Below are 14,952 nucleotides of genomic sequence, written 5' to 3' on the forward strand. Positions count from 1 at the left end.
ATTGTCATGCTAATGTCATTGCGGCATCTTAGGATAAGACTTTTGCAAAAGGTATAAATAATATGCTGATACAAAAAGGGTTTTCTCTGCTGCCTCTGAGCCTTCTTGCTCTGAATTTTTTGCCTTTCGCTGCGATAGCAGCTGATGCCTGTCTGAATCCACCACTAGTAATAGCGCATCGTGGAGCCAGTGGTCACTTACCTGAGCACACGCTGGAAGCTTACCAACTTGCGATGCGGATGGGCGCTGATTTTATCGAGCCGGATTTAGTGCCGACCAAAGATGCTGTGCTTATCAGCCGTCATGAAAACGACTTAACTCATACCACCAACGTGGCAGTATTACCACAGTTTGCCGATCGTAAAACCACCAAGCGTATTGATGGTATTCCTATTACGGGCTGGTTTAGCGAAGACTTTACTCTGGCTGAAATAAAACAACTGAAAGCCCGTGAGCCTTTACCAGCACTGCGCCCTCAGGGTGCTGAACATAACGACCAATACTCTATTGCTACTTTGGCTGAGATTGTCAGCCTGGTAAAACAGTTTGAAGCCGATACAGGCCGTAAAGTCGGGCTTTATATTGAAACCAAACACCCGACTTATTTTCGTTATGAAGGCCAAACTCTGGATGGTAAAGCGATAGCGCTTGATACCAGCAAAAAGCTGGTCCAGGAATTAAAGCTAGTAAACTTTACTGATCCGGCACGGGTTTTTATTCAGTCGTTTGAAGTACAAAATCTGCTGGAGTTAAAACAACAGTGGATGCCAAAGCTGAACCTGAAGTTTCCGCTTATTCAGCTGATAGGTGATACAGACAAAGCCTATTTACCACCTAAAGACAGTTTCTCTGTGCCTTATGATGTGTTTTATCACCAGCAACAAGGTGCTGATTTAAAGGCGGTTTACCCGCAAGACACTGGCTTTTTATCTGCCGCAGCTAAACCGCTGGATTACTCCGCATTACTGAATGAAAAAGGACTTGGTTTTGTGCACAGCTACGCCGCTGGTATAGGGCCATGGCGCAGCAGTATTTATCAAAAACACAGTCTGACCTTAAAGCCATTTGTCAAAGCTGCACAGCAGCAGGGCTTAAAAGTGCACCCTTATACCTTTAGGGCTGAAGCGAATTATTTAATGGCCAAAGACGCCAAAACTACATTCAGCTTTGACGAAGAAATGCAGGCTTTGTTTAAACAGGGCATAGACGGCGTGTTTTCCGATTACCCTGATTTAGCCTTAAAAAACAGGGCTTTGTTTCAGCAAAGCTGCAAGCCATAAGATTTCAAGGGGCTTTATCTGTCTAAGTTATCAGCTTAGCTATCCAGCGAAAGCCAACCACACTGCGCAGTGTTTTGACCAGGCTGTTGTGGCGCAGCTGAAACAGACAACCCACGCTAAAACTCAATATCAAGCCGGGTGTAGAGCCTATAAATGCCAGCGTACTTTGCGACAGTTGCTGTTTTCTGAGCAGCAGCTCCTGTTGCTGTAGCTGGCTTTGTTCTGTCAGGACAGCCAGCTTTACTTGCTGCTTTTTAATGAGCTGTTGGATCAGCATTTTTGTCCTCCGGTTTGGCAGCAAAAAACAAAAGACGTAATTGCTGTAAGGTATTTGAAAAGCCCACTTGCGACAACACATAACCCAGGCTGCGCCAACACCAAAACAATAAGCCAAACTGCAACAGCACTAAAGCCGCAGCAGTAATAAGCACAGAGCTGCTTAACTGAAATAACAGATATCCCAGCAGCAACAAAATACTGCCCCAAAGCAAAATCAAACCAGCGCCAAAACAGACCACCAGAGCAGCAGCTATGGTCAGGCTGCGTCCGGTAAGTTGCCATTCTGCTTTAGCTATTTGTCCTGTCAGTTTTAACTGATCGGCGTAAGCCTGTTTGACTGAATGACCAAGAGCGGCCAGATGTGCCAGTTGATCCAAAGCCTGTTCCGCGCTTTGACTCAGGGCAGCCGGTGCAGGCTGCCCTGGTTTTTGCGCAGGAGCTTCAGAGCTTTCGCGATGTTGCATAGATCCGCCTTGCTGGAGTCGTGCTTAATTTAAAAGCTTAGTTACGACGCAGTAAAGCAGTCAGCAATACACCAGCAGCAAAGGCTATACCAGCTGTGGCAAGCGGGTTCTGTGCTGCAAACTCACGGGTTTTACTGTAAGACATTTGCAGTTGCTGTTTAATTTCTTCCTGCTTATGCGACAGCGTTTCCTGCGAGCTGGCTGCAGTTTTGCGAAGTGTATCTTCTGCTACAGCGGCTTTAATAGCGACGGCATCCACTGCATGATGTGCCGCTTCAATAGCTTTTTCCGTCACTGGCGAATTTAACGCGCTGTTGCTTTTCGTCTTCGCTTGTTCTGTTGCACTTTGTGAAGTAGCCATAATAAATCTCCTTGGTGAACATTGTGAAATACAGCAAGAGGCTGTACTTTGCATCTTAATTAAAGCACTGGTTGTGCCAAATTGATATAAATCAACAAAAACAGTGGTTTATCAATTTTTCATACGTGGCGCGGCCACTGGTAAACTGTAGAACTTACCCGTTGCTGGTAATTTTTACATGCCGGTAGAGTGGCTTTATCCGGCAAAAAATAAAAAAGCCGGGGCATTTTGGGCCCCGGCCTTGTGTCACTCTGAATTAACTTAGAAATCCAGTTTTAATGTCACAGTCGCAGTACGTTCAGCACCTAAGTAATAAGCGCCTTCCTGACCGCCAGCTAAGTAATCTTCGTCGTTCAGGTTGTTCAGCACTAGTGAAAGGTCTATGCCTTTAAACATGTCTTTAGACGACAAATCTTTGCTGTAACCGACGTAGAAATCCATCACTGTAGAAGCTGGGATTTCATCTTTGTTGCCCCCTAAAGCAGCGCCAAAGTAAGTGTCAGTGCGCTTGGCCGTTAAACCTGCACGGTAAGCGTCACCCTGATAACGCAGTGATAAGCTCAGCATAGTTTCTGGTGAGCCTGCTACTTTATTACCTTCGAAAATAGCAGCCGGGTTTATCGCTGGCTTTCCGTCCGGGCCTAATACTACATTGCCATCTTCATCCAGCACTTGAGAGTTAATGGTCTGGCTGTATTGTGCGTTATTGCTGGTAAAGGCACTGTAGATGCTCCAACCTTGCATAAATTCCCAGTTTAAGCTGGCTTCTAAACCGTTCGACTCAATGCCACCTACGTTGACATAAGTACCGTCTAACTCGTTCAGGTAATCCGGGCCACCGCCATTCGCGCCAGGCTGCAGGAAGGTGATACGGTTATCAAACTGCACGTCGTAATAGGTGAAAGACAGGCTTAAGTCATCGCCAAAATAACGTAAACCTAAGTCGATGTTTTCCGCAGTTTCAGCTTCCAGTGAGCCAAAATCCTGATCAGTTTCTAAAATCGCATCGCTGATGGCTTTGAAGTTTTCAGCATAACCACCAAATACTTCGTAGCTTTCGTTTAAGCGATAGACAAAACCCAGGCTTGGTAATAAATCTGAATCACTGTCGAGCTTGCCTTCGTTACCTGCAACTATATTGTCTTTGCGGCTTACATCCACATAAAACTGTTTCACGCCTAACGTGACTGTTAAGTCGTTCCAGTTGATTTGATCCTGCAGGTAAATTTTCTGTGTGTCAGTTTCATAACTACGATCGTAATGCACCCAGTACGGCTGATTGTCGAAATAGTGATACTGTTTCGGGTCAATCACGTTGTGCCAGTCGCGGCTTTCGTCACGGTCCTGCTGTTCCAGCCAGGCACCTAAACGCAGCTCATGGTTTTCCATCGCCCATTTGAGTTCTGACGTCAGGCCGTAACGGTCTTTTTCATAGTGGGTATGGCGGTAAGAAGATACGCGGGTCGCACCTGTTAAATCAGCAGTAGGATCCAGAATAGGCTGACCTGCGGCATTGACATACTGGTAAGGCGTTAAAGTACCGTTGCCTGTGCCACGGCTGACGCGGTTACCGGCGGCATCTTCCACATACACCTGATACGGAGGCATCCAGTCACCACGACCTGATTGCATATGCACATAAGGCGTCACTGTCAGGTTCAGGCTGTCGGATAGGTCGGTATCAATTTTGACGTAGGTGAAGCTGTTTTCGCGCAAGGTAGACCAAACTTCAGCAAAGTTTTGATCGATATCCGGGTTACCTGTCCAGACGTTAGTCAGACGATCCCACTCTGGATTTTCGAAAAACTGAGCTAAAGAGACGGTGTTGTAGTTGTCTTCTTCAGCGTCATCGTATGAAAAACGCGCTGTAATAGTAGTATTTTCCAGTTCAGTCACAGTTTTGACTTCACCGTGCAAACGGTCGGTAAAACCATTGCTACCTGAACCTATCCATCTGTTGTTAAAGCTATCAGACAAGCTGAAATAGGCTGTGGTATTGCCACCAATCTGGCCAGTATCAAAACGGGTGTAATAACGGCGGGCATTATGATCGCCACCTGTTACACCTACTGACAGGTTTTCTTCGGCCAACGGGTTATTAGACACAAAGTTTAAGGTTCCGCCCAGCGCATCTAATGAAGCTGAAGCTATGTCAGATGTGCCCTGGCCCACTTCTACATAAGCGGTGTTTTCTGTGTCCAGGTAACGGTTGGCTTTACTGCCACCGCCATAACCTGAGCCACCATTAGGTAAACCGTCTACCGTAATACCCAGTTGTTGCTCGTTCAGGTTGACGTTAAAACCGCGCATGGAGATGGTTGTTGACCAGTCGTCACCACCAAAAGCGTCGCCTTGGCCTACGCTAATACCAGGTAACTGGCTGACTAAATCCAGCACGTTGCCTATTGGAGCTTTGGTATTTTTAATGGCTTCGTCTGTACTGTTATTGGCATAACTGATGCGTTTGCCGGTAATGGCCAACACTTCGACTTCCTGCTCTTCAGCTGCAGCAACTGCGGCTTCTTCTGCGACAACGGATGCCGATAAACCTAAGGCTGAACTCACTGCCAAAGCGAGCAGATGTTTGTGATGTAATGCCACGTGGAACTCCATTTTGTTGTTTGAATTGAAGAAAACGCCATTATTCTGGAGAGGTCTGATGACATTGCAGTGAAAGGTCGATGACAAAATGAAGTAATTCAGATGTAAGTTTTATGAAAACAGAATTGTCTGATTTATGGCCTGGACAAAGAAAAAACTGGAGTTTGAACAGGAGTTTAGCCTATGCTGAAGTTCGGTTGTAGAAGGTGAGTTCGATGCAACAACTGCTGTATCTGGGATTGATCTGTGTTGCCTTCATGGCTGCTCCTGCAAAGGCGCAGCAGCTGCAGCTTTTAGTTGGGGTGGAAAAACCTCCTTATATAAAAATGGCAACTCAAACTGGCTACGAACTGGAATTACTCAGTGCTGTGGTTAAACGTATGGGCTTTGATAGCCAGTTTATCCATGTACCCAACGGCAGGTTATTTACTTTATTTGAAGACGGCCAGGCCGATTTAGTGTCTTTGCAGCGCAGCACCCCACAGGGCTTTTTTGCCACCCAATCTTATATCAGTTACCAGAATATTGTGATCGTCCGCAAAGATCTGCATAAAGAGTTGTTAAGTCTTACTGATCTGATTGGCCTTCGTGTAATGGCTTTTCAAAATGCCCGCCAGTTTTTACCGCCTGACTATGTAGAAGCAACCACGAAAACAGCCAGTTATCTGGAAGTGGTGGATCAACATCAACTGCCGGCATTGCTGTTAAAGAATAGGGTGGATGTATTGGTGATGGACAGAAATATCTTTTTGCATTACTACCGCCAAACCGCCCCCAATGACGATAGTTTAAAGATCCTGAACTTCTTTCAGGTGAATCACTACCATATGTTAGCCCGCACCCCTGAAGTCGCAGAACGCTTTAACCAGGCACTGGCTGAAGTGAAGCAATCGGAGCTATTTAGCCAACTGCAGCTAAAGTATTTTGCGGAGTTGAATCAGTAGGGGAATTTTATATTGATAACATGAGGAAGCATCCATGCACCGCCAAACACTTACCTTACTTTTCACCCTAAGTTTACTCGCAGCCTGCGATAAAGCTGCTCAAACGCCGTCAGCAGCTCTGACCGAAAACACCACAGCGCCGAATTCTGCGGTGACCGAGAAGAGGGCAGCGGATGCTTGGCTTGGCAAGTGGACTGGGCCTGAAGGCACTTATCTTGAAATTTTAGAAGAGGGTGATAAATACAAAGTTGCGATCCGTGATCTCGATACTGTCCGTACCTTTGATGCTGTCAGTACTCAAAGCGGACTCAGTTTCCAACGTAACGGCATCACAGAAAGCATAACGCCGGGATCTGGACCAGATACAGGTATGAAGTGGTTGATGGACAAGTCAAACTGCCTGGTCGTTAAGGTTGGAGAAGGCTATTGCCGCGGCTGATTAAAATCTGTGCTCAGGTGCTAGCCAGCGCCCCTGGATTGTTTTAATGAAGTTGATGAGTTTTCATAGTGTTGATGGCCAGCTATTCTGACTAGGGTTACAGCCCTGATCATTCACCATCACGGATTATTTGTATGACTGAAAACAAAACCAAAGCCACAGACGCCAGTATCAGTGATTACATAGCTTCAAGAGCCCAAGCGCAACAAGGCAACGATTGTCATGCTTTGATGGCTTTGCTTGAACAACTGACAGGGCAGTCTGCAAATATGTGGGGACCGAGCATAGTGGGTTATGGTTCCTACCGCTACATCTACGACAGTGGGCGCAGCGGAGAAGCTCCTTTAACTGGATTTGCCATTCGTGGCCGGGATCTGGTGCTTTATCTGTCGGTGGATAGTGAGGAACAACAGGCTTTATTGACCAGACTGGGCAAGCACAAAATGGGTAAGTCTTGCCTGTACTTTAAGCAGTTGGCTGATCTTGATAGCTCTGTGCTTGAACAGCTGATTGCGGGTTCAATCAATGAGTTAAGGCAGCGTTACGGCTAACATGAGCAATGACCCCAAAGCTGCTCTTACTGTTATGGAGTCAGGATGAATTACTTCACTAAAATTCTTTTGCTTTGCTTTAGTCTCTCCGCCCACAGCACTGAGCCTTCCAAGCTTTCTGATCTTCGTCTTTTGCAGTGGAAAAACCGGATTATCCTGGTGAATAACCTTCATAACCAAGATGCCGTGTTGGCTCTTTTTGAGCAAAACAAAAAAGAAATCAATGAGCGGGATATTATCTGGTTTGTGTTTTCTGGGGATGAAGCCCACACCAATTATCAGGGCGCGTTGTCAGACGATTTTATCGCCAAAACCAGAAACAGCTACCAGCTTGAGCCCGGAAAAATCATGCTGATTGGTAAAGATGGTGGCCTGAAGTTTTTGCTCGACCGTATGGATTTAGAGGCGATATTTACAGAAATTGACGCTATGCCGATGCGGCAAAACGAGATGGTGCATTAAGTGTGGCAACAGGTGGTTGAACGCTTTGATGTACGGCCTGACATTAAAAAAGGACCCGAAGGTCCTTTTTTAAATAATTTCAAATCAATACTTAGCGCTTTGATCCGGCTTAGGTAAAGTGGCTTTGATAAAGTCACGTAAGTCCTGGTTTGACTGACGTAAGTCGTCGTAACGCAGGTACATCATATGACCGCTACGGTAGCCCTTGAAGCTTAATCTGTCTTTCATTTTGCCACTTGGGTCCAGCTGCCACATATTGTATTTGGCATCAAAATAGTTGGTGGCGCCGTCGTAATAACCTGACTGAGTCATCACATGCAGGTAGGGGTTTTGAGCCATGGCCTGACGCAGGTTTTCGCCTGTATTGTCATTGCTTCTGTCCCACGGGTGCACGTTACCGAACATATTGTATTTCACGTCGGTTTTGTAATTCAGCTCGTTTTTCAGGTAGTTATTAATAGCTGGAGTAAAAGAGTGCAGCCATGAGGTCAGCTCGGCGTTGTAATCCGGCTCTGAGCCTGCATCTTTTTTGTCGATACCCAAATAACGTGAATCTAAACGGCCGACGGTCTGGCCACGCTCACGCAGCAATTCTTTCCAGAAAAAGTCGGTATTAATATCCAGATTATTTTGCAGCACAGCTTTGACAGATAAACCTGAATACTTCGCAACTTGCTCGGCAATTTGTTGTTTTTCAGCTTGAGGTAAAGAGTTGCCTTTAGCTAAAGCCGGCAGGTAGGTATTGAGCGTAAACTCTTCTACTTCTGGCAGATAGTCGGTTAAGTCTTTTTGCTGTAAATCGCTACTGAGCGCCTTGTGATACCAGGCTGTGGCAGCAAAGTACGGCAGGCGGTTTGCAACATCAACTGGGCCATCACGTTTAATACCTATCTCTGTAGGAGATACCAGCACTACGCCGTTTAAGTACATCCACTGCTGGTTTTGCAGCGCTAAAGCTAAACCCGACACTCGTGTTGTGCCGTAGCTTTCGCCTATCAGGTACTTAGGGGATTCCCATCTGTTGTAGCGGCTGACAAAGGTATTCACCCACTCGGCCAGGTATTTGATATCCGCGTTGACACCAAAAAACATTTTTTGTTGCTGATCCTGGCTTGGCATTTTGCCATCTTTACCAGGTAATACGCGGGAATAGGCTGTGTTCACAGGGTTTACAAAAACGATGTCGGCTGTGTCCAGCACTGAATAAGGGTTTTGTTTTACGCCATAAGGTTGCAGTGGGTAGCCTTCGCTATCTACATTCAGCGCTTTAGGGCCAGTGTAAGCAATTTGCATCCAGACTGAAGCAGAACCCGGGCCGCCATTAAAAGAAATCAGCAGAGGGCGGCTTTTTCTGTCTTTTACATCCTGACGTTCGTAATAGGTATAAAAAATAGCGGCTGTAGGCTCGCCTTGTTCATTCCAGACAGGCTGAGTGCCGGTGTAGGCTTTGTAACTGAAGTCATTATCCAGCACTGTTGTTTCATGTTCTGTCACAACGACTGAATCGGCGTCTATTTGTACTGTGGTGCTTTTTGCGGCTTTGGCGTCTTCGGCCTGAACTGCAAGGCTTAAACTGGTTGCACTCAGACATAAGCTGAGCAACAGAAGTGGACTGATTTTCATAGATTTCCTGATCATAGTCTTGTTGTTTTAGTTCAGCCTATTGTTTAACTCACAAGTAGCAAAATAACCACCGGGCTTGAGACTAATAACAAAGATTCAGGTTAAAAGGAAAGATGGCTTTGTCTGTTGCTCCGCACTTCTTGCCTAAAAGTCCATTTGAGTAGTGCGGCTCATGCAGGTGCTGTAATCTGCTTTTATACTGCGTTTGAGAATGTGTAGAGGAGTGAAGTGTGAGCAATTTAATCGAGCAGCAACTTGAACAGCTAAAAGCCCAACTTATGCCTCATATGCCAGCCTTTGGCAGCATGGACAGCATTCTTCCGGATCTGGTTTTGTACCGCAGTGAAGTGACGACTGAGATCACTCCTGTTATTTATGAACCTTCTTTATGCATTATGCTGCAGGGTGAAAAAGAGGTTTATCTTAGCAATGACCGAATTGTCTATGACCCCTTAAGTTACTTGCTGGTGCCAGTGACAGTGCCTGCTAGTGGTAAAGTAACCAAAGCTAGTCCAAAAACGCCTTATCTTGCACTTCGATTAACCATAGATTTAAAAGAATTGGCTGATTTAGTCATTGATTTGGGGGGCAGAGTAGAGCGTAGCAAGGAGCAGGTGAAGGCTATATCTGTTGGACGGGTGGATGAGGGATTATTGTCCGCCATAGCCCGTCTGTTGCAGTTGCTGGATAAACCTTCCGATATCCCCGTGCTTTATCCACTGCTTAAACGTGAAATTTTATACCGCTTATTATTGGGCGATTTAGGCAGTCAGTTGCGTGATTTTATGCTGCTGGACAGTCAGAGTCACCGTATTAGTAAGGTCATTGAAGTACTGCGGAAAAAATACAATGAACCGCTGCGGATTAAAGATCTGGCTGACGAAGTGCATTTAAGTGAGTCAGCTTTATTTCAGGCTTTTAAGGCGGTGACAGGTATGTCCCCTTTACAGTATCAGAAGAAATTACGTTTGAACGAAGCGCGCCGTATTATGTTGCATGAAGGCATAGAAGCGGCCACAGCCAGTTATAAAGTAGGTTACGAAAGCCCATCGCAGTTTAGTCGTGAGTACAGCCGTTTATTTGGCGCACCGCCTAAAGCTGATATAGAAAGAGTGCGTTTGCAGGGCAGCTAACGGGTCAGAGCCTTGGCTCTGACCCGAATTAGGTTATTGCTGTAACCACATTCTGGCGCTGCGGGCCGGAATAGTGATGTTTAACCACTGTGTATTGACCTGAAAGCTATTACCGCTGATCACATCGGTGTAATTCACATACCAGTTCAGCTCATTAGCGTAGGTATCCACCCAAAAGTTTTGTGGCGTGTCGCATTTGTTAATACCGACTACACCTTTTTTGTCACGCTTAAACAACAGAATACACTGGGTGCTGCCGAGCACCTGCATGCCGCTGCCTTGTGTGCTGTTGTGAAAACGGATCATGTTTTTTATATCAGCTCTTTTATAAAAATCCTGCCAGCGGTAGCCGTCTAAATTGGCTGTTTCGCCATGATCTGAATAAATCATCGGGGTACCGCCGTTTCGACCCAGTATATAAGCATGCGCCAGCGTTTCATCTGTGCTGTTCATGATCTGATAACGAAAACCGTCGTTGGTTGGAATATCGTGGGTGATGGCGAAGGTGACTGCTTTGTTCCAGGCCAAGGCCTGACCATAAGCACCAGGGTCGACCAGCACATTCATTGAACCGCCAAAACTAAAGGCGTTGCGGATAGAAGCAAACAAAGGGAAGTCGTACGCGCTGTGGCTGGTATTATCCAGATAAGGTTTTAAAAACAGCTCATATTCCTGATTACCTGAACCGCCTGAGGTAATGACTTCACCAAATACATGCATGCCGCTGATTAAAGCCGGAGTGAAAACGGCGTTGATATGGGCATTGCTCATATGTTTGACCGCATCGACCCGGAAGCCTTTAATTCCCATATTCTTTAAGGCCTGCAAATAAGCTTGCTGTTGGCTGACGACCCAGTTGTTGTTGTCCAGATCTGGCAAGCCTGTATCGCCACCACCGCCACAAAGCCGGTAATACTGCACTTGCCAGACATCCAGATAATTGCTGATACAACCCGGAGCATGGAAGTCTGAACCGGACAAGAAGTTTTGCGTTAAATCGCCATACAACTTCTGATTATTGGCATAAGTCCAGTTCGCCTGATAACTGTTCAGTACTGCGGTGCCTGGGTAGTTTAAGTCGCTGCGTTGAGCGCTTTCATTGGCCATATGATTCAGCACCACATCGGCGTATACCTCAATGCCTTTGCTGGTCATGGTTTGGATCAAGCTTTGCAGTTGTTGTTTGTTGCCGCGTGGATGGTCAATTAAGCGTAAATCCTGTGGCTGATAACGGGCCCACCATTGTTCGCCGCTGGATTTCATTGGCGGGGCTATCAGCACTTTCTTATAACCGGCCTGCTGAATTTCAGTCGCTTTGGCGGTGATCTCGCTGTAGTTCCAGTTAAAAGCATGCAAAATTACATCGGCATAAGCCGGGCTTGCTGATAGCAGGCTGGCACCCACCAACAGTGTTTGTAGTGATAATTTCATTCGTTTTACCCTGTCATTGTCGTCATTTTTATAGTCATGCTCATCCTGACAAAAGCACTCCTGGAAAAAGAGTTGGCGCTGTTGTGAAGATGGCTGCTTTGTTGTGTACACCGGTGACAAATAAAACTTATGAGCAGTTCGTCATCTTGTAAATAAAATGACGCTGTTGTTTATAAAATGCATACGTATTCAGTGGGAAATGTTGCCAGATGAAGGGTTTTTATCAGAACAAAGCAGCAGAACAATTTTTAAACGGAACTTTGTTACTCTTTGTAATCCAGATCAATAAAATGCAACAGCGCTGTGCCATAATCGCCATCACAAAAAGCTGACGTCAGCTTTATCACTGCAGTTTTTCTGCAGTCTTACCCCTTTTACATCAGGTGTTAAACGTCCATGTTTAAATCTACAACTATCAGTCTGCGTTTGATTCTGGCTTTTGCGGTTCCATTGCTGTTGTTAGTCATTTTGGGCAGCCAAAGTTACTTTTCAGTACGGGCTATGCATCAACATATCGACACCTTGTATGATGACCGTATCGTGCCTTTAACCGAACTGAAACTGATAGCAGACGCTTATGCGGTGAACGTGATAGACGCGGTGAACAAGGCCAATGCCGGTGTGTTTACTGCTGAACAGGCTGTGCAGGAGCTGGAAAAAGCCCAGCAAATCATTAAAGAGCAATGGGCGATTTACCAGTCCCATTCAATGCAGGCCGACGAGCAGCTACTGATCAGCCAAACCCAGCAATTGTTCAGCGCTGCCGATCAGCAGATTATTGCCGCTATTGAACTAATTTCATCTAAACAAGGTTCAGTAATACGACAACTGGATAGTATGGATGGGCCTTTGTACCAAACCATAGATCCTATCAGTAACCAGATTTCAGCCTTAATTCAGTACCAGTTGGATCAATCCGCAGTAATAGACAAAGAAGCTTCGGCTTTGTATGACTCAGAAGTGTGGGGCATATGGATTATTACTCTGCTGGCTTTTGCCGGCAGTGCGATAGCGGGTTACATCGTGACTCAGCGTATTTTGCGTCAGTTAGGGGCAGAACCTTTGTATGCGGTTGAGCTGGTCAAAGAAATTGCGGCAGGGCGTTTGGATCTAAATATTAATTTACAAAAAGCCGATGAACAGAGCTTGTTGTTTTCATTAAAACAAATGGTTGATCAGTTGATCCGTGTATTAAAACAAGTGCAGCAGGCGGGCGACTTAGTCAATCAGAACTCAGTGGCGCTGGAGAAAAACAGCCATCAGGCTTCAGCTCAGCTGAGTCAGCAAAAAAATGAAGTGATGTCGGTCAGTGCTGCAATGAACGAAATGACCACTACTGTAGCCTCTGTTGCTCAAAATGCCCGTCAGGCTTCGTTAAAGGCCGAATTTGCCAGTCAGGAAAGTGTCAGCAGCGGCAAGGTGATGAACCAGGCGCTGAGTGCTATGCATCAGTTGCAGCAAAATATTCTACATTCCACTCAAACCGTGCAAAGCCTCTCGGCTGAAAGTAAGCAAATCAGTCAGGTGATTGAAGTGATTCGTGGTATTGCGGATCAAACCAACTTATTGGCACTTAATGCTGCTATTGAAGCGGCCAGAGCAGGTGAGCAAGGCCGTGGTTTTGCTGTAGTAGCAGATGAGGTTCGTACCCTGGCCAGCCGCACTCAACAATCAACGCAGGCTATTCAGCAAATTATCGGTACTTTGTTAAGTGGTGTGGATGTATCGCTGCAGTCGATGGAAAAAAGCCGTGATGAAGTGCAACAGGTGGTGGAATTGGTCAATCAGTCCAGCGACAGATTGCAGCAAATTAACCAAAGCGCTCATTTGGTCTGGGATATGAGTTCAGAAATCGCCAGCGCCGCAGAGCAGCAAAGTGTGGTGGCTGAAGATATCAATAAAAATGTCAGCTTTATTCACTCTGGTGCAGAACAAAGCTCAGCGGCTGCTGTGACTGTATTGGCATCAGCGGAAGAGCTGCAGCAGTTGTCTGTGCAGCTGAAACAGCAAATTGCTTATTTCCGTTTACCAGCTTAATGGCTCTGCGGAACACGCTTTTCATTTGACGGTGCTAAACGCCATTGATCTAACCAGCTCCAGACTTGTTGTTGCTGTTGCTGGTTAAATTCGTGGCGTGCTTCAGTCCAAATCTCGGTGCGCAGTGCTGCTTCTGCGCCAAACGCCCTCCAGACTTTTTTCAGTTGTTGTTGACCTTGGATAACACCTTGCGCTGGCATTAATGGGTCTTGTCCACCATTGATTAAATACAAAGCTTTAGGTGCCATTAAACTGACCTGATCCGGTATATCCAACTGACGGGCCAAGCCTGGGTGCAGCATATAAAAGGACGACTGGCCTTTGGTTAAATTGGCATTGGGTTGCAACAGCTGTTGGTAGGTATTAAACCAGCAAATAGCGGCGGCGGCTTGAATATGTTCAGACAAAGCTGCCACTTGCCAGGCGCGGTAAGCGCCCATCGAAAACCCTATGGCGGCAATTTTTCCTTTAGGTACATCGGGCCGTTTTGCTAAAAATTGAGCTAACTGCATATCTTCGTAAGCCGACAAGCCTGAGAGCGAATGTCCTGTTGCCAGCAAATTAGCGGCCAGCTGCTGTTGCTGTTCGTACTGAATGGGCCCACGTTCACCAAAACCTGGGGTATCAGCGGCCAGCACCAGATAACCCTGAGCCGCCAGTTCATCACCTATAAACTGGCCACCGTAGTATTTATCCACCCAGTCTTTGGCTGCTTTTTTAAATGCTGAATCTGCAAAAGGCCGGATCATTTTCTCTTTGCCAATAACAAAATAAGCACCGTGGTCATGTAGTAATAAAACCGCAGCTTTGATCGGCTGATTTTTGGGTATCAGTACTATGGCTTTGCTATGGCTGATCCCGCTTAGCGGGATTTGCCACAGTTCTGCTTTGTAACTGCCTCGGTCTTCTTGTCGCAGCAACTCTGCTGGCGCTAGCGTCGCTGCTACAGGAGCGAGCAGGGCATCTAAATAAAAATGGCGTTGCTGCTGTTGCCATGATGCTGCTGGTTGTTGTTCCTGCCAGCTACCTGAATAGGTGGACGCTGGTGATACTGGTAAAGTGGTTGAGGCTTCAGCCAAAAGACAGCTTAAACCCAGCCACAAAACCCCACATAATCTGCTCATAGTCTTTATCTCAACTGCATTTTGTTTAGCATATAACACAGCCAAATTTCAGGTTGAACTTAGGACTGAAAATTCCATAAAACGAACAGGCTGAGTTATTTAGCGCATCTATGTGACCGTTAATCGTAAAGGGTGCTTTGAGCGGACAGTTTTGTTATGCTCGGCATCGAATTTTATTAACACTTACCTACTCTCAACTGAAGCAAGAATTTCAGTAGTGAAG

Annotated in this window: 14 protein-coding genes; 7 read left to right on the forward strand and 7 right to left on the reverse strand. The window is 46.1% G+C overall.

The features are described 5' to 3' along the window. Window positions 1-62 precede the first annotated feature (62 nt). Window positions 63-1,280: a glycerophosphodiester phosphodiesterase family protein gene (locus LSG34_RS12260; RefSeq protein WP_233009392.1), complete on the forward strand. Its 1,218-nt coding sequence runs from the start codon at window positions 63-65 to the stop codon at window positions 1,278-1,280. 22 nt (window positions 1,281-1,302) lie between these two features. Here the strand turns inward: LSG34_RS12260 and LSG34_RS12265 are convergent, their stop codons facing one another. The 4 genes from LSG34_RS12265 to LSG34_RS12280 all read right to left on the reverse strand — a co-directional run bounded on the left by LSG34_RS12265 (window position 1,303) and on the right by LSG34_RS12280 (window position 4,985). Then, a complete protein-coding gene (locus LSG34_RS12265; protein WP_233009393.1) occupies window positions 1,303-1,557 on the reverse strand; it encodes a hypothetical protein in 255 nt (84 codons plus the stop codon). Next, complete coding sequence (locus tag LSG34_RS12270; protein ID WP_233009394.1) at window positions 1,535-2,023, reverse strand: hypothetical protein; 489 nt, start codon at window positions 2,021-2,023, stop codon at window positions 1,535-1,537. The genes LSG34_RS12265 and LSG34_RS12270 overlap by 23 nt, the downstream gene beginning before the upstream one ends. A gap of 37 nt (window positions 2,024-2,060) precedes the next feature. Beyond that, window positions 2,061-2,384: a DUF883 C-terminal domain-containing protein gene (locus LSG34_RS12275; protein ID WP_233009395.1), complete on the reverse strand. Its 324-nt coding sequence runs from the start codon at window positions 2,382-2,384 to the stop codon at window positions 2,061-2,063. 261 nt (window positions 2,385-2,645) lie between these two features. Next, window positions 2,646-4,985 (reverse strand): TonB-dependent receptor, encoded by a 2,340-nt coding sequence (locus LSG34_RS12280; protein WP_233009396.1) that lies wholly within the window; start codon window positions 4,983-4,985, stop codon window positions 2,646-2,648. Window positions 4,986-5,200: 215 nt separating this feature from the next. On the opposite strand from LSG34_RS12280, the gene LSG34_RS12285 reads away from it, so the two are divergent. From LSG34_RS12285 to LSG34_RS12300, 4 genes are all read left to right on the forward strand, one after another. After that, complete coding sequence (locus tag LSG34_RS12285) at window positions 5,201-5,929, forward strand: substrate-binding periplasmic protein (RefSeq protein WP_233009397.1); 729 nt, start codon at window positions 5,201-5,203, stop codon at window positions 5,927-5,929. Window positions 5,930-5,963: 34 nt separating this feature from the next. Next, window positions 5,964-6,368 (forward strand): hypothetical protein, encoded by a 405-nt coding sequence (locus LSG34_RS12290; protein ID WP_233009398.1) that lies wholly within the window; start codon window positions 5,964-5,966, stop codon window positions 6,366-6,368. A 134-nt stretch (window positions 6,369-6,502) separates the two neighbouring features. After that, window positions 6,503-6,919: a DUF1801 domain-containing protein gene (locus tag LSG34_RS12295; RefSeq protein WP_233009399.1), complete on the forward strand. Its 417-nt coding sequence runs from the start codon at window positions 6,503-6,505 to the stop codon at window positions 6,917-6,919. Window positions 6,920-6,964: 45 nt separating this feature from the next. After that, on the forward strand, window positions 6,965-7,381 hold the full coding sequence (locus tag LSG34_RS12300; protein WP_269822886.1) for a DUF4174 domain-containing protein: 417 nt from the start codon (window positions 6,965-6,967) through the stop codon (window positions 7,379-7,381). A gap of 84 nt (window positions 7,382-7,465) precedes the next feature. Here LSG34_RS12300 and LSG34_RS12305 read toward each other — a convergent pair whose 3' ends face one another. Beyond that, entirely contained in the window at window positions 7,466-9,004 is a 1,539-nt protein-coding gene (locus LSG34_RS12305) for a S10 family peptidase (RefSeq protein ID WP_233009401.1), read from the reverse strand. A 230-nt stretch (window positions 9,005-9,234) separates the two neighbouring features. Between LSG34_RS12305 and LSG34_RS12310 the strand changes: the two genes are divergently transcribed. Further along, window positions 9,235-10,137 (forward strand): AraC family transcriptional regulator, encoded by a 903-nt coding sequence (locus tag LSG34_RS12310; protein WP_233009402.1) that lies wholly within the window; start codon window positions 9,235-9,237, stop codon window positions 10,135-10,137. Window positions 10,138-10,170: 33 nt separating this feature from the next. On the opposite strand, the gene LSG34_RS12315 is transcribed toward LSG34_RS12310, so the two are convergent. Beyond that, complete coding sequence (locus tag LSG34_RS12315) at window positions 10,171-11,568, reverse strand: alpha-amylase family protein (protein WP_233009403.1); 1,398 nt, start codon at window positions 11,566-11,568, stop codon at window positions 10,171-10,173. A 396-nt stretch (window positions 11,569-11,964) separates the two neighbouring features. On the opposite strand from LSG34_RS12315, the gene LSG34_RS12320 reads away from it, so the two are divergent. Continuing rightward, entirely contained in the window at window positions 11,965-13,605 is a 1,641-nt protein-coding gene (locus tag LSG34_RS12320) for a methyl-accepting chemotaxis protein (RefSeq protein ID WP_233009404.1), read from the forward strand. Here the strand turns inward: LSG34_RS12320 and LSG34_RS12325 are convergent. After that, window positions 13,602-14,729, reverse strand: coding sequence for a dienelactone hydrolase family protein (locus LSG34_RS12325; protein ID WP_233009405.1), 1,128 nt, complete (start codon window positions 14,727-14,729; stop codon window positions 13,602-13,604). The genes LSG34_RS12320 and LSG34_RS12325 overlap by 4 nt on opposite strands. Window positions 14,730-14,952 lie beyond the last annotated feature (223 nt).

Source organism: Rheinheimera faecalis (assembly GCF_021290965.1).
In the GTDB taxonomy this organism is placed as follows: domain Bacteria; phylum Pseudomonadota; class Gammaproteobacteria; order Enterobacterales; family Alteromonadaceae; genus Pararheinheimera; species Pararheinheimera faecalis.